Origin of the sequence: Aristaeella lactis (genome assembly GCF_018118585.1) — a bacterium.
GTDB lineage: Bacteria > Bacillota > Clostridia > Christensenellales > Aristaeellaceae > Aristaeella > Aristaeella lactis.
The window spans coordinates 2,505,654-2,525,522 of the sequence record NZ_CP069421.1 but is presented as its reverse complement, the minus strand read 5'-3'; the positions used below and the strand labels follow the sequence as shown (position 1 = coordinate 2,525,522).

15 protein-coding genes are annotated in these 19,869 nt (G+C 54.3%); 14 read left to right on the top strand and 1 reads right to left on the bottom strand.

The window, feature by feature from the left end:
• Window positions 1–82 precede the first annotated feature (82 nt).
• Window positions 83–1,441 carry an MATE family efflux transporter gene (locus JYE50_RS11700; protein ID WP_084097429.1) on the top strand — a complete coding sequence of 453 codons (1,359 nt, stop codon included), beginning with the start codon at window positions 83–85 and terminating at the stop codon, window positions 1,439–1,441.
• Between the two features lie 68 nt (window positions 1,442–1,509).
• Here JYE50_RS11700 and JYE50_RS11695 read toward each other — a convergent pair whose 3' ends face one another.
• On the bottom strand, window positions 1,510–2,061 hold the full coding sequence (locus tag JYE50_RS11695; RefSeq protein WP_084097489.1) for a histidine phosphatase family protein: 552 nt from the start codon (window positions 2,059–2,061) through the stop codon (window positions 1,510–1,512).
• Window positions 2,062–2,219: 158 nt separating this feature from the next.
• Here JYE50_RS11695 and JYE50_RS11690 point away from each other — a divergent pair, with 158 nt between their 5' ends.
• The 13 genes from JYE50_RS11690 (at window position 2,220) to JYE50_RS11630 (ending at window position 19,863) form a co-directional block, all read left to right on the top strand.
• Window positions 2,220–3,398, top strand: coding sequence for an acyltransferase family protein (locus JYE50_RS11690; protein ID WP_084097427.1), 1,179 nt, complete (start codon window positions 2,220–2,222; stop codon window positions 3,396–3,398).
• A gap of 76 nt (window positions 3,399–3,474) precedes the next feature.
• Entirely contained in the window at window positions 3,475–5,739 is a 2,265-nt protein-coding gene (locus JYE50_RS11685) for a glycoside hydrolase family 3 C-terminal domain-containing protein (protein WP_084097425.1), read from the top strand.
• Window positions 5,740–6,123: 384 nt separating this feature from the next.
• The gene (locus JYE50_RS11680; RefSeq protein ID WP_084097423.1) at window positions 6,124–7,359 is read left to right on the top strand and encodes an ABC transporter substrate-binding protein; all 1,236 of its coding nucleotides are present in this window, start codon (window positions 6,124–6,126) and stop codon (window positions 7,357–7,359) included.
• A 95-nt stretch (window positions 7,360–7,454) separates the two neighbouring features.
• Window positions 7,455–8,432, top strand: coding sequence for a carbohydrate ABC transporter permease (locus JYE50_RS11675; RefSeq protein ID WP_084097421.1), 978 nt, complete (start codon window positions 7,455–7,457; stop codon window positions 8,430–8,432).
• Window positions 8,429–9,310 carry a carbohydrate ABC transporter permease gene (locus JYE50_RS11670; protein WP_084097419.1) on the top strand — a complete coding sequence of 294 codons (882 nt, stop codon included), beginning with the start codon at window positions 8,429–8,431 and terminating at the stop codon, window positions 9,308–9,310. Before JYE50_RS11675 ends, JYE50_RS11670 begins: the two co-directional genes overlap by 4 nt.
• Before the next feature lie 566 nt (window positions 9,311–9,876).
• A complete protein-coding gene (locus tag JYE50_RS11665; protein WP_084097417.1) occupies window positions 9,877–11,142 on the top strand; it encodes an ABC transporter substrate-binding protein in 1,266 nt (421 codons plus the stop codon).
• A gap of 144 nt (window positions 11,143–11,286) precedes the next feature.
• Window positions 11,287–12,210 (top strand): carbohydrate ABC transporter permease, encoded by a 924-nt coding sequence (locus JYE50_RS11660; RefSeq protein ID WP_084097415.1) that lies wholly within the window; start codon window positions 11,287–11,289, stop codon window positions 12,208–12,210.
• Between the two features lie 15 nt (window positions 12,211–12,225).
• Window positions 12,226–13,089 (top strand): carbohydrate ABC transporter permease, encoded by an 864-nt coding sequence (locus tag JYE50_RS11655; protein ID WP_084097413.1) that lies wholly within the window; start codon window positions 12,226–12,228, stop codon window positions 13,087–13,089.
• Window positions 13,090–13,417: 328 nt separating this feature from the next.
• Window positions 13,418–14,650, top strand: coding sequence for an ABC transporter substrate-binding protein (locus JYE50_RS11650; protein ID WP_084097411.1), 1,233 nt, complete (start codon window positions 13,418–13,420; stop codon window positions 14,648–14,650).
• A 102-nt stretch (window positions 14,651–14,752) separates the two neighbouring features.
• Window positions 14,753–15,652, top strand: coding sequence for a carbohydrate ABC transporter permease (locus JYE50_RS11645; RefSeq protein ID WP_084097409.1), 900 nt, complete (start codon window positions 14,753–14,755; stop codon window positions 15,650–15,652).
• Window positions 15,652–16,551 carry a carbohydrate ABC transporter permease gene (locus JYE50_RS11640; protein WP_366212542.1) on the top strand — a complete coding sequence of 300 codons (900 nt, stop codon included), beginning with the start codon at window positions 15,652–15,654 and terminating at the stop codon, window positions 16,549–16,551. Before JYE50_RS11645 ends, JYE50_RS11640 begins: the two co-directional genes overlap by 1 nt.
• A gap of 70 nt (window positions 16,552–16,621) precedes the next feature.
• On the top strand, window positions 16,622–18,295 hold the full coding sequence (locus JYE50_RS11635) for a glycoside hydrolase family 13 protein (protein ID WP_084097407.1): 1,674 nt from the start codon (window positions 16,622–16,624) through the stop codon (window positions 18,293–18,295).
• A gap of 209 nt (window positions 18,296–18,504) precedes the next feature.
• Complete coding sequence (locus JYE50_RS11630) at window positions 18,505–19,863, top strand: GH1 family beta-glucosidase (RefSeq protein WP_084097405.1); 1,359 nt, start codon at window positions 18,505–18,507, stop codon at window positions 19,861–19,863.
• Window positions 19,864–19,869 lie beyond the last annotated feature (6 nt).

Here is a 19,869-nt window from a genome sequence, read left to right as displayed (position 1 = left end):
AGACCGTTGACAAAGCCGGAGCCTTTTCGGATAATGAATCGTAATCGATTACAGGCTTTAATCAAACGGCCCGGAGGTACCCATGCAGATCGACAACCGTGCCTTTTACCGGAAACTGAGGACGCTGGCGGCGCCTATCACCTTCCAGAGCTTTATGCTGGCGGCGGTGGCCGCGGCGGATGCCCTGATGCTGGGCGGTGTGGCCCAGAACGAGATGACGGCGGTTTCCCTTGCCACGCAGATCCAGTTTGTGCAGAACATGTTCATCTTTTCCATTGTCTCTGCCGGATCCATTCTCGGTTCCCAGTACTGGGGCAAGGGAGACAGGGAAACGGTCCGGAGTGTTTTCCACATTATGCTGCGCTGGTGCGGGATCATATCCCTGGTGTTTTTCGCAGCCTGCGAATGCTGTCCGGACCGGCTGATGCGCCTGTTTTCCCATGATGATCCGATCATTGAGACCGGCAGCGCCTATCTCCGGATTGCCGGCTGGTCCTACCTGATCGCGGGGGTTTCCCAGTGCTACCTGCTGATCATGAAGGTGACGGACCATGCTGTGGCCGGAGCCTGGATCTCTTCATCGGCGGTGGTCAGCAACATTGTCCTGAACGCGGTGTTTATCTTCGGATACCTGGGCATGCCGGCCATGAACGCACGGGGCGCCGCGCTGGCCACCACCCTGGCGCGGGTGATCGAGCTGGTTTTGTGTGTGACCGTTTCCGCGGGAAAAACCTATATCCGGCCGGCCTGGAACAGGATCTTTGAACGCCGCAGGCAGCTGGCGGCGGATTTCCGCAGGCAGTGTATGCCGCTGCTGGGCGGCGGCCTGCTGTGGGGCGTTGGTTTTACTTCCTATACGGCCATCATGGGACATATGGGAACGGATGCGGCAGCGGCCAACGCGGTGGCGGCGGTGATCCGGGATCTGATCTGCTGTGTGTGCAACGGCGTGGGCACCGCTGCCGGGATCATGGTGGGCAATGAACTGGGGGCCGGGAACCTGGAAAAGGGGAAGGCCTGCGGGATCAAACTGAAGAATGTTTCCTGGGTGATCGGGTTCGCGTCCATGGCGCTGGTACTTGCGCTGACACCGGTTGTGGTACAGATGGTGGTCCTGACGCCGGAGGCGCAGCAGTACCTGACCGGGATGATGATCATTATGGCGGTATACATGATCGGCCGGTGCGTGAATACCGTCACGATCAACGGGGTACTGGACGGCGGGGGAGATACGGTTTTCGACATGTACTCCCTGGCGGTATGCATGTGGGGACTGGCAATCCCGCTGGCGCTGCTGGGCGCTTTTGTGTTCGGCTGGCCGGTGCTGGCGGTGTATGCCTGTACCTGCCTGGATGAGGTGGGCAAAATTCCCTGGGTGATGTTCCGCTTCCGGAAATATAAATGGGTGAAGAACCTGACAAGGGATAATCCGACGGACTGACGGGGCCGGCTGTGTCTGCCGGTCATCAAAACAGCCGGCGGGAATATCCCGCCGGCCGTGATGTGTGTTCAGGGCAGTATCATCAGTTTGCAGTTTTCAATTCCCGCGCTCCAGAACTGGGCCCGGGGAAGATGGCGGACCTGGCAGACAATGCTGGAGTTCATCGCGCCGTGGCCGACGATCAGCACATCCTTTCCTTCCGCCAGCAACGGGTCCACGCGTTCCCGCAGGAAGTCGCCGGTGCGGGCGAACAGGTCGTCCAGGCTTTCAGCGCCGCCGGGTGGTGAGGTGTACTGGTCCGGAGCGTAGAAGAGCTGGTTGATCGGACAGTCCGGGATCTGAAAGCTGTTTTCGGTTCCTTCATAGCTTCCGAAGCTCATTTCCATCAGCCGGTCATCGGCCACGATGGGGATGTTCCGGTCCCGCAGCAGGATTTCCGCGGTTTCCCTGGCGCGGACCAGCGGGGAACAGAAGCAGATATCAAAATGGACGTTCCGGTATTCCTCCCGGGCGGTTTCGGCCATGCGCCGGCCTTCGTCGTTGAGCGGGATGTCGGTCCGGCCCTGCAGTTTGTGCAGGACGTTCCAGTCGGTCTTTCCGTGCCGGATGATATACAGCATAATGACAGCTCCTTCCGCGCCGCGGGTTTCGGGTGGCTGCATTATATCACACCCTGCGTCCGTGTAAAACGGGGAAAACAGCCGGGTTTCTGCCCGGACGGGAGCCTGTTCGGATCCAATACACCAATATCCTTCAGGAATAAAGGAGAGAACCTGCCATGGACTGGATGTATCTGTTCTATTTTTCGCTGGGGCTGCTGCTGTTTTTCGGCGCGAAGAGCACCGGCCGGGGCGAATGGAACGAGGAATATACCTCCCTGAAGCAGACGAAAATACTGCAGGGGATTGCCGCACTGGGAGTAGCCCTGCATCATATGGCCCAGAAGAGCTGCGCTCCGTGGCATCCGGCAAAGTATACGGTGCACGGCCTGGATCCTTTTGTGCCCATCGGCTATATGCTGGTAGGCGTATTCCTGTTCTGCAGCGGCCTGGGCCTGTATAAAAGCTTCAGGACCAAGCCGGACTACCTGAAAGGATTTTTCCGCCGGCGGATCCTGCCGGTGATTATTGCTTTTTACCTTTCGGAGTTCATTTATACCGGTATCCGCCTGCTGATGGGCGAAAAGATGACCCCGGTGACGATCCTCTGGTATCTGTCCGGCCTGCATATGGCGAATTTCAATGCCTGGTATGCGGTTGTGATCGTTTTCTTTTATCTGGCCTTTTGGGCGGCTTTCCGCTTCTGTAAAAAGGAGGGAACAGCCATTTTCCTGGTTTTCCTGTTTGCGCTGGGCTATACAGTGCTCTGTGCTTTCATTGATCACCAGAACGACTGGTGGCTGCGGGGAGAGTGGTGGTACAACAGCATTATCCTGTTCCCGCTGGGGCTGCTTTTCGGAAAGTTTGAGAAGCGCGTGACCGGTTTCTTCCGCAAGGGTTACTGGTTCTGGCTGCTGCTTTCCTTTGCGGGGATTTTCCTGCTGTTCCAGCAGTCGGAGTGGCTCAACAACAACGCATGGGGTTATTACGGTGAATGGGGAGATCCCCTGAAGGTGCCGCACCGGCTGATGAGCGCGGGACTGCAGTGGCTGGTGGCCCTGTTCTTCACCGTCTTCTGGTTTCTGCTGGCAATGAAGGTGAAGCCTGGGAACAAAGCGCTGGCCTGGCTGGGTTCCGTGACGCTTGAATTCTATCTGATGCACGGCGTCTTCGTGGAACTGTTCGGGTATAACTTCCTGGATATCTCAAAGAGCATCATCTATATCAGATCAGTACCGCTGTACATAGCCGCGGTGCTGGCGTGCGCCGTTGCCGCGACGCTGCTGTTCCGGCTGGTATTCCGGAAGATCCGGGGGTTTGTTCAGGCAAAGGACGGGAAGCCGACAGGCGTTGCTTGACAGTCCCGCAGGGGGAATGACATAATGAACGCGGCTGACAGGAGAACGTTTACAGTATATAAAGGAGAATACTGATATGGATATTAAGGCCCTGGTTTCCCAACTGACGCTGGAAGAAAAGGCGGGACTTTGCTCCGGAGACGATTTCTGGCATACCAAGGCTGTGGAACGGCTTGGAATTCCCCGCGTCATGGTGAGCGACGGCCCTCACGGCCTGCGCAAGCAGGATGAGGAGGCAGATCACCTGGGGATCAATGACAGCATCAAAGCGGTCTGTTTTCCCACGGCCTGTGCCACAGCGGCCTCCTTTGATCCGGAACTGATCCGGGCCATGGGAGAAGCCATCGGTGACAGCTGCCAGCATGAAAAACTGTCTGTGGTGCTGGGCCCGGCGGTGAACATCAAGCGGAGCCCCCTGTGCGGCCGGAACTTTGAGTATTTTTCCGAGGATCCGTATCTGGCCGGCCGGTTGGCCGCAGCGATGATCCAGGGGGTCCAGAGCCGGAATGTGGGTACAAGCATCAAGCATTTTGCGCTGAACAGCCAGGAACACCGCCGCATGAGCTCCTCCTCTGACGCGGATGAACGGACGATCCGGGAGATCTATTTCCCCGCTTTCGAAATGGCGGTCAGGGAGGCTCAGCCCTGGACGGTTATGTGTTCCTACAACAGGATCAACGGCGTGTATGCTTCAGAGGATCCCTGGCTCCTGACCGATGTGCTCCGGAAGGAGTGGGGCTTTGAAGGCTTTGTGATGTCCGACTGGGGTGCTGTTTCCGACCGGGTTGCCGGTGTGGCGGCCGGACTGGACCTGGAGATGCCGGCCTCCGGCGGTGTCAACGACCGGAAGATCATTGACGCTGTGCGGGCAGGGAAGCTGGATGAAAAACTGGTGGACCTGGCCTGTGAGCGGATCCTGAACATTGTGTACCGGTACCTGGAAAACGCGAAACCGGGGACTCCCTGGGACAAGGACGCCCAGCACGCGCAGGCGGCGGAAATGGCGGCGGAGTGTATGGTGCTGCTGAAGAACGGGGATGCTCTGCTGCCGCTGAATAAAGAGGATGAGATTGCCTTTATCGGCGAATTTGCGGAAAAACCCCGTTTCCAGGGCGGCGGAAGCAGCCATATCAATGCTTTTAAAATCACTGGCGCCCTGGAGGCCGCAAAAGGGCTGAAGATTACCTATGCCCGCGGCTATTCCGTGGAGAAGGACGAAGCGTCCGAAGCGGATATCGCTGAAGCCGTTGCAGCGGCAAAGAAGGCCAGGGCAGCTGTGGTGTTTGCCGGCCTGCCGGGTTCCTATGAATCGGAGGCTTATGATCGTTCCCACATGCGCATGCCTGCCTGCCAGAACAAACTGATCGAAGCTGTGGCGGAAGCCAATCCCAACACCGTTGTGGTCCTGCATAACGGAGCGCCTGTGGAGATGCCCTGGATTGGAAAGGTGAAGGCGGTGCTGGAAGCCTACCTGGGCGGCCAGGCTGTGGGCGAAGCGGCAGTGCGCGTTCTCTTTGGGGATGTTAATCCCTGCGGGCATCTTCCGGAGACATTCCCGCTGAAGCTGGAAGACAATCCATCCTATCTTTTCTACGGCGGGGAAGGCAACACCTCGGAATACCGGGAAGGCATCTTTGTCGGCTACCGGTATTATGATAAAAAGAATATGGACGTCCTGTTCCCCTTCGGCCACGGCCTGTCCTATACGACCTTTGAATACAGCGGACTGAAACTCAGTGCGGAAACACTGAAGGATACGGAAACCCTGACAGTATCCGTAACGGTGAAAAATACGGGAAACCGTGCGGGGAAAGCGGTTGTGCAGCTGTATGTGGGCGACAGGGAAAGCACACCTATCCGTCCCGTCCGGGAGCTGAAAGGGTTTGCCAAGACGATGCTGCAGCCCGGGGAGAGCAGGGAAGTCACCTTTACCCTGGATAAAAGGAGCTTTGCTTACTGGAACAGGGAGATTCATGACTGGCATGTGGAGACCGGCGTGTTCACCATTGAAGCCGGTGCTTCCAGCCGTGACCTGCCGCTGAAGGCGGAGGTCACCGTTGAATCCACGGCGGAACTGCCCAGGCATTACACAATGGACAGCATCTTCATGGATATCATGGCGGATCCCAAGGCGGCGCCTGTAATGCGGGAGTTTATGAGGCGGAATAAAGGCATCTTCGGCCATCAGGAGCAGGAAAACGGGTCGGATGCGGCAAAGGAAGCCATCACGGCAGATATGAAAACGGCGATGATCAACTATATGCCCCTGCGGGGTGCATTCAGCTTTGGGAACGCATCTGCGGAGCTGGCGGAGGAGCTGCTGAAGAAGCTGAACGGATGAGCAGATTCACGACCACAATATGTTGTGGCCGTATACAAAACCGGAACGTTACGCTCCGGTTTTTTTGATGCTTGTCAACGGGTTGACAGGATGATAATGAAACAAAACCAAAAAAAAACATACTTTTTTGGGGAGAGTGCTGAAATAAGCAAATGTTGGTTTACAAGGGCTGTTAACGATTGCGCTGCTGTCGGAGCATGTCCAAAAAGGGTATAAAAGCCCGCAAAACCTACATTTTGTGGTTGCAAAATGAAATGAAGGAGGGTATACTGTTCTTCGCTTGAGAAAGTGTAAAAAAGTACGGCTAAATCAGTCGAAAACAGTGAGGAATCGCTGTTTGAGAATACGCGGCAAAGCCGCAAAATAAAAAGGAGGAAACCCGTTATGAAAAAGGCCCTGTCCCTGGTTCTGGCCCTGGTCCTGCTTCTCTCCGTGACTTCCGTGTTCGCTGAAGAAGAAAAGACCACCCTGACACTGTGGTGTATCGCTACCGAGAGCGACTCCAACCGCATTGCCTATGAAAAGGCTATCCCCGAAATCGAAGAAGCTTTCAACGTAAAAATCGAGTGGGAAGCTTTCGAGAATGACTCCTACAAGACCAAGATCAAGAGCACGAGCGCTGAAGAGCTGCCCGACATCTTCTTCACCTGGGCCGGCGCTTTCTGCGGCGACTTCGCCACTGCCGGTAAGGTCTACTGCCTGGACGAAGCGTATGCTGAGTATGCTGACGCTCTGCCGGACGTTATGACCAAGAACGCCACCTACGATGGAAAGCGCTACGCTGTGCCGCTGACCATGAACATCGTGGCTATGTTCGCCAACATGGACCTGCTGGCCGAAGTCGGCTATGACAAGGTTCCGGAAACCTACGAAGACCTGATCGCCTGCTGCGACGCTCTGAAAGCTAAGGGAATCATCCCCTTCGGCTGCTCCGGCAACGCCACCTGGTGCGTGACCGAGTACCTCGAGCCCATCATCGAAAAGACCATCGGTTATGAAGAACTGGGCAACATCTTCGCTGGCAAGTCCACCTGGAACAACCCCGCGATCGCTACCGCTGTTGACAACTTCCAGAAGATGGTCATGGGCGGCTACTTCGATCCCGCTGGCGTGTCCCTGGACAACGACACCGTGAAGGCCAACTTCATCGCCGGCAAGTACGCGTTCTATCAGAATGGTACCTGGAACTGCGGCGACATCGCGAAGAAGGGCGACAACTTCAAGGTTGCTCTGTTCCCCGTCATGGATGCTGAAAAGGCTACCTACGCTCAGGTTATCGGCGGCCCCGCCGACTCCCTGGCTGTTTCCGCCAACGGCAAGAATCCTGAACTGGCTGCGAAGGTCGCTTTCGCGCTGGGCAAGAAGATCTGCCAGTACAGCTTCATCGATGCCGGTTCCGGTCTGCCCGCCTGGACCCCGGATTACGACACCTCTGCTGTGAACTACCTGACCACCGACGTGGCTGCCATGGTTGCTGCTGCTGATGGTATGGTTCTGTTCGGCGACACCGCTATGAGCGCTGACCCCGCCAACGTCTACCTGAGCTATGTTGCTAAGGTTTACGGCTGCGAGATCGACGGTGCTGGATTCATTGAAGCTCTGGCCAACGAACTTCAGTAAGATCAGCCTGATCTGAACAAATCAATCCGGAGACGGTCCTGAAGGGGATATTCCGAGGGGCCGTCTCCCTCTTTTGTTAAAAAGGATCACGAAAGATGAAAAGAACATTTACCTACAAGCTGCATATTTTTCTGTTTTTGCTGCCGGCGCTGGTCCTGTTTATCGGGATTCTGATTGCGCCGATTATTATGTCAGCATATTACAGCTTCCATGAGTTCAATCTGGTCTCAAACTCTGATATGGAGTACATGGGATTTGAAAACTACAGGATCCTGTTCAGCAGTATGCTGACCAATCCGAATACAGGAAAACTATACGCGAACAGCATGTATATGGGAGACGCCCTTGGGCACGCCCTGATCCTGGCCGCGCTTTCCACCTTTATCCAGCTCCCGCTGGCGCTGATCATCGCGCTCAAGCTGAGCAAGGGTATCCGGGGTGAACGGGCATATCTGTCCATTTACTTCATGCCTGTGCTGATTTCCACAGTTATTATCGGTCGTCTGTGGATGAATATTTATGATCCGGGCCAGGCCGGTCTGCTGAATGCCGGACTCCGGGCGCTGGGAATCGACAAGTGGTTGTTCCCGGCGATTACGAACGGAATTACCTCTTCCAAACTGCCATTTACGGGACAGTGGACCGGTTTCCGGGAGACCGCGCTGCTTGCGGCCTTTATCCCGATTTTGTGGCAGTATGTGGGATATCATATGCTGCTGATGTACGCGGGTATCAAGGGTGTTCCGGCGGATCTGCTTGAAGCGGCCCAGCTGGACGGATGTACTGAGGGACAGGTGAACCGTTTTATCATTATCCCGTATATCAAGCCGATTCTGAAGGTCTGCGTGATTTTCGCCGTGACCGGTTCCCTGAAATCATTCGACCTGGTCTATGCCCTGATGAAGGATACCTCCCGTGCGGAGCTGCCGAGTACGCTGATGTACAAGCTGCTGTTCCTGCATCAGAGATATGGACTGGGCAGTGCGGTCGCTGTGGTGCTGATTATTCTCTGCTTCCTGTTTGCGGTGCTGATCAGCCTGGCGTTCAGAGATAAGGGGGCGAAAGTAGCATGAAAGAAGCGCGTAAATTCAAGCCCTCGAACATTATTGTTCATCTGCTTCTGATCGTCCTGGTCGTGATCAACCTGTTCCCGCTGTACTGGATGGTCACCTTCGGCCTGAAATCCAACGATGAGATCCTCGGCTATTCATACAAGACTGAAGAAGGCGAGCGGGTCATTGTTCCGCCGAATCACGTCGGTCTTCCGCATACCTGGGCGTGGAGCAACTATACCCGGGCGATGAATACCGGCGACATGGGACAGTATTTTATCAACAGCCTTATTGTTTCCGTGTCCGCGATCGTGATCACGATCATAGCGTCATTCATGGCGACTTACGCATTGACCAGACTTGTCTGGAAAGGCCGAAAGGCCATGAATAAGTTCTTCATGCTCGGTCTCACGATCCCGATCCACGCGGCTATTGTTCCGGTGTTTACGATCCTGTCGAAGATGAAACTGCTGAACACATACACCGCGCTGATCGTGCCGTATTCCGCGTTTGCGCTGGCGATGGGTATTCTGATCAGCGTTGGTTTCATGGGTGATATTCCCTATGACCTGGATGAAGCGGCGTTCCTGGACGGCTGCGGCGTCTGGGGAATATTCTGCAGGATTATCGCACCGCTGATGATGCCGGCTATCGCGACGGTGGGTATTTATACCTTCCTCCAGTGCTGGAACGAGCTGCTGTTTGCGACCATCTTTGTCAGCTCCGGTAAGTACCGGACCCTGCCGGTCGGCGTACAGCAATTGTTTGGCCAGTATACCACAGACTGGGGTCCCATCGGCGCCGCGCTGACAATCGCGACGATGCCGACGATTATTGTCTATATCTTCCTGAGCAAACGCATCCAGGACAGTTTTATTGCCGGTGCGGTCAAGGGATAAGACAACTTATACTGATTCAAAAACTCTTTCCGGATATCTCCGGAAAGAGTTTTTTTGTACGTTTTCAATGGAACCGTTTCCGGAAAGCAGGGACAGGGAAAAGAAGCTGAATGATTGAAAACAGTTTCCGGAAATTTTCAGAAAGTATTTTTATTTTTTGCTTTAGATACATAAAATTGCATGGCAGATATACTATATATTGTGGTATGCAATCCCCAAAAAGACGAATCTGTCAATTGGTAACGTTTCCGAAAAATGAAATTCGACCATCGGTATCGTTTCCGTGAAAAAAAACAGAGCGAATACTCCTGGATACAATGAAATCAACGGCTGGAGCAAAATCGTTGATTAACAACGATTGTTAACGTTACCGAAAATGCACGGACATGTTACAAATGGGGAGGAATGGAAACATATACAACATGTTGTAGTTGCGCAAACGTTTTAAGGGCTGTATACTAACCCCGTCATAAAAGAAGAGAAGGAAATTGAACAGTCGACAACAGCGGGATCGCTGTTTGAGAATAATGCGGTTAGAACGCATATTAAAAAGGAGGAGACCCTGAATGAAAAAGATCCTGTCCCTGGTCCTGGCTCTGATGCTGGTGTTCAGCGTCGCGTCTCTCGCGCTGGCTGAAGAATCCGGCAAAGTCCTGAAGTTCTATGCCTGGAATGAAGAATTCAAAGGATTCTTCGAAAAGTATTACACCCTGCCGGAAGGCGTTACCGTTGAATGGGTTATCAACCCCAGCGATGGCGGCGTCTATCAGCAGAAGCTGGATGATGCTCTGATGAACGGCGAACAGGTTGATATGTTCCTGGCCGAAGCTGACTACATCCAGAAGTACGCTGATTCCGAGTTCACCCAGGACATCACTGCCATGGGCGTGACCGATTTCTCCAATGCTTATGAGTACACCGTGAAGGCCGCTTCCGATGCCAATGGTGTTGTGAAGGGTGTTTCCTTCCAGTGCTGCCCCTCCGCTCTGATCTATCGCCGCTCCATCGCCAAGGACGTGCTGGGCACCGATGATCCCGCTGAGGTCCAGGCTGCTCTGGATTCCTGGGAAAAGTTCGAAGCTGTGGCTGCTGACGCCAAGGCCAAGGGCTACTACATGACCGCTTCCTTCGCTGAAACCTATCGTCCCTTCTCCAACAACTGCACCAGCCCGTGGGTTGATGAAGAAAACAACCTGCAGTATGACGCTCAGATCGAAGCCTGGATCGCCCAGACTGAGAAGTTCATCGAGAACGGCTACACCCTGACCGCCGGTATCTGGGATGAAGAAAAGAATGTCCAGATGTTCGCTGACGGAAAGACCATGTGCTTCTTCGGACCCGCCTGGTACTTCAACTTCTGCATGGGCAATGCTCAGGATCCCGAAAAGGGCTGCCCCGGCGACTGGGCGATCTGCGAAGGCCCCGCTGCTCACTTCTGGGGCGGCACCTGGCTGATGGCTCCTGCCGGCACCGAGAATGCTGACATCGTGGCTGACATTATGAACACCTTCATCAACAATGAAGAAGTTTGCACCGCTCTGGTGGCCAACGAAGCTCAGTTCTCCAACAACAAGGCTGTGAACGCCAAGTTCGCTGCTGACGAGTCCTATGGTTCCGCTTTCCTGGGCGGCCAGAACGATGTGGCTGTCTTCGCCGCCATGACTGACAACATCAAGTGGGAAAACCACACGATCTATGATCAGTTCATGAACGAAGGTCTGCAGAACGCGATGCAGGAATACTTCAAGGGAACCGCTACCAAGGAAGAAGCTTATGCTAAGTTCTACACTGAACTGGCTGAAAAGTGCCCCGACGTGGTTTGCCCCGATTAATCCTGACTGATATAATTGTATTAGCTCACAAAGGCAAGGCAAAGGCCTTGCCTTTGTGAGTCACCAAAAGGATTTCTGCCGCCAGCGCACGAAAGCCGTACGCCGCCGGCAGAAATCCGATTATCGCGAGAAGGAGCATACGCCATGAGAAGACATAAGGGTGTCAGCTATGCCAAGTGGGGATATATATTTATTATCCCGTTTTTTGTTGTATATATTCTCTTTACCCTGGTACCGCAGCTGACCACTTTTTATAATGCTTTCTTTGAGAATTATCGGAGCGGGCTGAAACAGATCGGGCCGAATTTTGTCGGATTCGCCAATTTTGAGAAGCTGTTTTCAGTAGGCAAGAGTGGATCGATTGATATCCTGAAATACTTCGGAAACACGATCGTCCTCTGGGTGATGGGCGCCGTTCCCCAGGTTGTGGTCGCGCTGCTGCTGGCGGTGTTCTTTACCAGCTACCGCCTGAACATTAAAGGGCAGCAGTTTTTCAAAACCGTGATCTATATGCCCAACCTGATCATGGCCGCCGCATTCTCCATGCTGTTCTTTACGCTGTTTTCCCCGGTGGGGCCGGTCAATCAGATCCTGTTGTCATCCGGGTGGGCGGATTCGGCGATTGATTTCCTGGGCATCCGGATTTCAGTTCGTATCCTGATCGCCCTGATGAACTTCCTGATGTGGTTTGGCAATACGACCATCCTGCTGATGGCGGGTATCCAGGGTATCGACCAGTGCCTGTTTGAAGCCGCGGATATTGACGGCGCGAATTCGCTGCAGGTCTTCTTCCGGGTGACGCTGCCGCTGCTGGCGCCGATCCTGGTTTATACGGTGATCACGGCCATGATCGGCGGCCTGCAGATGTTCGATGTACCGCAGGTTCTGACCAACGGCAAAGGCACGCCGAACCGGACCAGCTTCACGATGGTGATGTACCTGAACAGCTATCTAGGACCCAGCAAGAATTACGGCATGGCGGGAGCGGTCAGCGTGGTGCTGTTCCTTATTTCATCGGCTCTGAGCCTGGTCGTTTACAAAACGCTGTCCAAGCCGTATAAGAATTAAGGGAGGGAGAGAAAGATGCAAAACAAAGAGAATGCCAAAGGCCGCCTGATGCTTTTCTGCGCAAGGTTTGTGGTCTATTTCATCCTGATCTTCCTGGCTGTGCTCTGCCTGTTCTCCTTCTATATGCTGATCATCAACTCCTCCCGCTCGAATGCCGAGCTGCAGGGAGGATTCCAGCTCTGGTTCAGCGGGCATTTCTTTGACAACCTGAAGAATGCCTGGAATGACGCGTCCATCAACATTCCCCGCGGCATGCTGAACAGCTTCCTGATCGCGGCGGCCTGCGCTTTGCTGACCACGTATTTCTCCGCACTGACAGCCTACGGTGTCCATGTATATGATTTCAAACTGAAGAAGTTTGCCTTCTATTTCATCATGGCAGTCATGATGATCCCGCCCCAGGTATCCGCGGTTGGTTTCGTTCAGCTGTGCTACCGTTACGGCCTTAACAACAATTATATCCCGCTGATCGTCCCCAGCATTGCCGCCCCGGTTGTGTTCTTCTATATGAAGCAGTACCTGGAAAGCGTGCTGCCCATGGAAATCGTGGAAGCAGCCCGGATCGACGGCAGCGGCGAGTTCCGGACATTCAACCAGATCATCCTGCCGATTATGAAGCCGGCCATTGCTGTCCAGATGATCTTTGCGTTTGTGGCTTCATGGAACAACTACTTCATTCCCGCACTGATCCTGGACAAGGCGGAACTGAAGACGGTCCCGATCATGGTGGCCCAGCTGCGCTCCGCTGACTATTCCAAATTTGATATGGGTAAGGTTTACATGTTCATCATGCTGGCGATCCTGCCGGTTATCATCGTGTACATTATCCTGTCCAGGGCGATTATCCGCGGCGCTACCGCAGGCGCGGTCAAGGGCTGATTACAGTCATCCTGTGATTCACATCCCCCGAAGCATTTGCTTCGGGGGTTTTTTGCTGCCCGGATCCGGAGGTGTTCCTGACAGGTTTCGGGAACCCGGGGCATATCAAAAATGTATAGGAACAATTGGTCAAATTCTATTGACAAGAATTGATCATTCATATAGAATCAACATGTCATCGGGAACGTTTCCAAAACACCATATACAACAAACAATACAAATACAATACAAATATAAAGACAATTTTTAATAAATCGGATTAAAACGGCGGAGATCCGTTTTAACAGGCAGTCATTGACTGCTAAATAATGAAGGAGGATTTTATCCCATGAAGAAACTTATTGCTATCGTGCTGACCCTGGCACTGATGATGACTGCCGTCTCTGCGCTGGCCGACATCGTGATCGTCCAGAACAAGGTGGAAATCACCTCCCAGATGGAAGAGTTTGCCAAGCTGTATGAAGAGAAGACCGGTGTTCCGGTAAAGGTTATCACCGGCGGCGGATCTTCCGACTACAACACCGTACTGAAAGCCGAAATGCAGTCCGGCCGTGAACCTGACATCTTCGTCATCGAAGGCCCCAGCAGCTATGAGCTGTGGAAGGACAAGATCGCGGACCAGACCGGCGCGGAGTGGACTCAGTACACCGCTGCCGCCTACATGGTGGATGGCAAGGCCGTGGGCTTCCCGGTGGCTGTGGAAGGCTACGGACTGGCCTACAACAAGAGTATCCTGGACAAGGCCGGGATCGACCCCGCGACCCTGACCACCTATGATGCCTATGCTGCCGCGTTTGAGAAACTGGACAGCATGAAGGAAGAACTGGGCCTGGATATGGTCGTCTCCATGGTGGCCGGCACCACCACCGGTATGACCTGGGTAACCGGCCTGCATAACTTCAACGTGTACCTGACCGTGGGCAATGAGCGCAATGACACCACCTACATCGACCAGGTGCTGGAAGGCAAGGTGGATGATGAACGGTTCCATCAGTACTGCCAGTATGTGGCGCTGATCTTCAAGTACAGCGATCCCGACATGCTGCTGAATGGCACCCAGGACAGCCAGCTGGCTGCTTTCGCCAACGGCAAGGCTGCCTTCTATCATCAGGGCAACTGGATGGATCCGTCCCTGGTGGCGATGAATCCTGATTTCGAAATCGCCTACGCGCCCCATGCTTTCCTGCATGAGGAAACCGACGGCATCCTGGTTAATCCGCCGTCCTGGTACGTGATTAACGAGAACGGAAACAAGGATGAAGCCCTGGCTTACCTGAACTTCCTGGCCACCTCCGAAGAAGGCGCTGACTACATGGTGAACAAGGCCGCCATGGTGCCCGCATTCACCAACGTGACGCTGGCTCCCTCCTCCCCCCTGTCCAAGTCCGTCATGGAATGGAACGCCGCCGGCAAGACCTATGACTGGCAGCAGTACAAGCTCCCCGATGGCTTCGGTATGGGCACCCTGGGCCAGATCTATGAACTGTTTGCTTCCGGAGCGATCGATGTGGACACCTTCGAGATCATGATGAAGGACGCGATCGCGGGCATTGCCAAGTAATCCAGACTCTTTCCCCGGGGATGGTTCCGGATGCTTTCCGGCGCCATCCCCTTTTTCAGCGGAAAGCTGATCATGCATTATTCATAATACGGGAGGGGTTCCATGACCAGCAGACAAAAGCGGAAGCTGACAGAATTTCTGTTCCTGCTCCCCACGCTGATCGCCTTTCTGATGGTGATCATCATTCCCTTTATTTTCGGTATCTATTATTCCTTTACCGACTGGCAGGGAACCGGCGCGGTGTCCCAGAATGTCGGTTTTGCCAACTATAAGGCGATCTTCCAGGAACCCGGTTTCCTGCATTCCTTCCTGGTAACGCTGCTCTTTACGGTGTTGAACATCATCACGGTGAATGTGGTTGCGTTCATTATCTCCCTGCTGGTGACCAGTGAGATCCGGGGACGGAATGTATACCGGGCAGGCTTCTTCGTGCCGAACCTGATCGGCGGTATCGTGCTGGGCCTGGTGTGGCAGTTTATTTTCTCCAATATCCTGCCGTCCATCGGACAAACCCTCGGCCTGCCGACGCTGAGCAAATCCCTGATCTCCAACAAAGATACGGTAATGATCACCATGGTCACGGTGAATACCTGGCAGTATGCCGGATACATCATGCTGATCTATGTGGCATCTATCCAGGGCATATCCAAATCGGTCATGGAAGCGGCGGAAGTGGATGGCGCACGCTACTGGACGCGGGTGAGGAAGATCCAGATTCCGCTGATGGCAAACGCGTTTACCATCTCCCTGTTCCTGACCCTGACCAATTCCTTCAAGATGTATGATGTGAACGTGGCCCTGACCAACGGCGGCCCGGTTTCCATCTTCATGATGAAGCCGGTGCAGGCTTCCGAACTGCTGGCCCTGAACATCTACAATACGGCCTTCAAGTATAACAACATGGCACAGGGCCAGGCGAAGGCTGTTGTTTTCTTTGTTGTGCTGACGATCTTCTCTGTGATCCAGGTCACCTGGAACAAGAGTAAGGAGGTGGAAGCATAATGGCTAAGCAGGCTGCTGCTCATGTTGAGCGTATGGCGGGTTATAAACCGCATAACGGCCGCAGGATCGCACTGGAGATTGTTACATTCATTCTCTTTGTGCTCTTCATGATGCCCTTTGTCATTGTGCTGTTCAACTCCATGCGGACGAACCAGGACATTATCAATGCCCCGGTCGGCGTTCCAACGGATATTTCCCAGCTCGGACGGAATGTGGCGGAGATCTGGAATAACCCCAATTTCAATTTCCTCTCTGCCCTGAAGGACTCTGTCATCATCACCGTGATCTCCCTGGCTGTGATCTCGATCTTCTCCTCCATGGCGGCCTGGGTGCTGGTACGGAACAAGACCCGGTGGTCAAACCTGCTCTTTATGAGCTATGTGGCTGCCATGGTTATTCCGTTCCAGGTGGTTATGTTCCCCCTGCTGACCTGGTTCAAGAACGTGGGAGATTTCCTGGGCATTCCGATGCTCCGGAGCTATCAGGGTATCATCTTTGCCTATCTGGGCTTTGGCGAGGCCATGTCGATCTTCATTTTCCACGGATTCATCAAGGGCGTTCCGCTGGAACTGGAAGAGGCGGCTGACATCGACGGATGCTCCAGGGCGGGGACTTTCTTCCGGATCGTGCTGCCTCTGCTCCAGCCGGTGTTTGTGACCGTGCTGGTGCTCAACGGCCTGTGGATCTGGAATGACTACCTGCTTCCGCTGCTGGTGCTCGGCGCCAGCGGCAATATCCGGACGATTCCCCTGGCGGTGCAGGGCTTCAATGGTGCTTATGTCAAGCAGTGGCACCTGATCATGACATCTACGCTGCTGGCTATGCTCCCGATCGTGATCCTGTATCTCTTTGCCCAGAAGTATATTGTACAGGGCATGGTGGACGGTTCTATCAAATAATCTCAGGTCTTCTTCGGCAGGCTGAGTATTCAGTCTGCCGTTTTTCAGGGAATGTAATGAGGTGAACGGAATGAATAACGAAAAGCGTGTATGGTGGAAGGAAGCCGTGGTTTACCAGATCTATCCCCGGAGTTTCGCGGATTCAAACGGAGACGGGATCGGGGACCTGAACGGCATCACGGCCCATCTGGATTACCTGAAGGACCTGGGGATCGATGTGATCTGGGTTTCGCCGGTATATGCCTCCCCCAACCACGATAACGGGTACGATATCTCCGACTACCGGTCTATCATGAAGGAATTCGGCACCATGGAGGATTTCGACCGGATGCTGGAGGGGATCCACGCCCGGGGAATGAAACTGGTGATGGACCTGGTGGCAAACCACTCGTCAGACGAGCACGCTTGGTTTGTTGAAAGCCGGAAAGGAAAGGATAATCCGTACCGGGATTATTATATCTGGCAGGACGGAAAGAACGGCGGACCGCCCAACAACTGGGGATCCTGTTTCTCCGGATCGGCCTGGGAAAAGGATGAAGCCAGCGGGCAATACTACCTGCACCTTTTCACAAAGGAACAGCCGGACCTGAACTGGGCCAATCCCAAAGTAAGGGCAGGCATATTTGACATGATGCGCTGGTGGTGCGACAAAGGCGTGGACGGATGGCGCATGGACGTGATCAGTATGATCGGCAAGGAAAACTTCGATGACGGGCCGGTAGCTCCCGGCGCACTGTATGGAAGTTTTGAGCCCTCCTGCCAGCATACGGAGACGACGCACCGCTATCTCCGGGAAATGCGCCGGGAGGTGCTGGACCGGTATAACCTGCTGACTGTCGGTGAGGCCGGCGGCACCGTGGAAGGCGCGATCCGCTATGCCAATGAGGACGGTTCCGAGCTGGATATGATCTTTTCCTTTGAACATAACGATGGCCTGAACGACGGTACTGAGCTGGGCAAGTGGAGCGACCACGGTGCGCCGCTGAAGGATGTCCGCACGGCTTTCAACCGGTGGCAGACGGGACTGCAGGGAAGGGCGTGGAACACCGTCTACCTGGGCAACCATGACCAGCCACGCCAGGTCAGCCGCTACGGCAATGACAGTGAGCTTTTCCGAGCGGTCAGCGCGAAAATGCTGGCCACCATGATCCATATGATGCGCGGCACCCCGTATGTATACCAGGGAGAGGAACTGGGCATGACCAATGCCTATTTCACCCGCCTGGATCAGTATGAGGATGTGGAAGTGCATAACGCGTGGCACCAGTGGGTGGAAAGCGGCCTGGTGGACGGTCAGGATATGATGCGCTGGTTTGCGCGGATTGCCCGTGACAACGCCAGGACGCCTATGCAGTGGACCGCCGGTAAAAATGCAGGTTTTACTACCGGTACACCCTGGCTTCCTGTAACGGGGAACTATCCGATCATCAACGCGGAACGGGAAGTGAATGATCCGGACAGCGTTTATCACTATTACCGGAAACTGATCGCGCTCCGACACAGCTATCCGGTCATTGTGTACGGAGAATTCGTTCCGCTGCTGGAAGAGGATCCGAAGGTATATGCTTATGCGCGTGTGCTGGACGGAGACCGGCTGACGGTCCTGCTGAACTGGACGGACCGGACCATTACCTGCCCGCTGGCAGAGGAGGAGCTCGGGGAGGAACTGATCTCCAATTACCCGACACACCAGGGCGGAAAACTCCAGCCTTATGAGGCGAGGGTATTTTTACGCAAGGCATAACAGGCTCCATGCCCGGAAATGAAACCATGAACCCGCCGGATAATCCGGCGGGTGTTTTTATGATAGGATGAAAGTGAAACGCAACGCAAACGCTCGCGCAAAATGAAAACGTACGTGAAAAATGCAAAAATATGTGAGAATGTCACTTGAATATGCATCCTGCAAACGTTACAATGACAACAATACGGTTAAAAAAGGAGAATGCCCGAATGAGCTTTCCCAAGGATTTTATCTGGGGCACAGCGACTGCTTCTTTTCAGATTGAAGGCGCGTGGGATGAAGATGGGAAAACCCCGAGCATCTGGGATGAGTTTTGTGAACAGCCCGGCGCGATCAGCGATCATTCCAACGGCCGGACCGCCTGTGATCACTATCACCGGTTCCGGGAAGACGTGGCCCTGATGGCGGACCGCGGTATCCGGAATTACCGTTTTTCTGTTTCCTGGCCCAGGATCCTTCCGGAGGGAACGGGAAAAGTCAACGAAGCAGGTGTTGCATTTTATAATGAACTGATCGACTGCCTGCTGGAGCATGGTATCCGTCCCTGGATGACGATCTATCACTGGGATCTGCCTGCCTGTCTGGAACGGAAAGGCGGCTGGGTGAACGACCAGATTCCGGAATGGTTCGCGGAATATACCGGGGTTCTGGCAGACCGCTTTGGAGACAGGGTGAAGGATTTCTTCACGATCAATGAACCCCAGTGCATTATCGGCCTGGGCTATATGACCGGCGGATTTGCGCCGGGGCTGAAACTGGAACTGAAGGACCAGGTCATTGCCTGTCATAACCTGCTGAAGAGCCACGGGCGTGCCTGCCAGGTGCTTCGGGAAAAGGTGAAGGATGTCCGTATCGGCTATGCTCCCTGCGGAGCTTCGGCGATCCCGAAGGATGAGAATAATCCGGCGGATGTGGAAGCGGCACGCAAGGCGTATTTTGCCATGGAGAAAAACAGCCCTTCTTTTTCCGTGGCGTGGTTCAGCGACCCGGTGGTCCTGGGCACTTATCCGGCGGACGGGCTGGAGTATTTCGGGCAGTACCTGCCTGAAGGCTGGCAGGAGGACATGAAGCTGATCTGCCAGAAGCTGGACTACTATGCCCAGAATCTTTATGAAGGTCGGGAAGTCCGGGCAGCAGACAATGAGAACGGCTGGGAAGACGCCCCTTATCCGGCGGGACATCCCCGTACCGCCTGCGGCTGGCCTGTGACACCCAGGGCGTTGTACTGGGCGCCCCGTTTCCTGACAGAGCGGTACAAACTGCCTTTTATCGTGACGGAGAACGGCATGTCCTCCCATGACTGGGTTATGTCGGATGGAAAGGTGCACGATCCGCACCGGATCGATTATCTCCGCCGGTATATCCGGGAACTCCGGAGGGCAGTGGAGGACGGCGTGGATATCCGCGGCTATTTCTGCTGGAGCCTGATGGACAACTTTGAGTGGGCCAGGGGCTATTCCGAGCGCTTCGGCCTGGTCTATGTGGACTATACTACCGGAAAACGCACCCCGAAGGACAGTTTTGACTGGTTCGCGGAGATGGTACGTACCAACGGGGAAAACCTGTAAACAGCA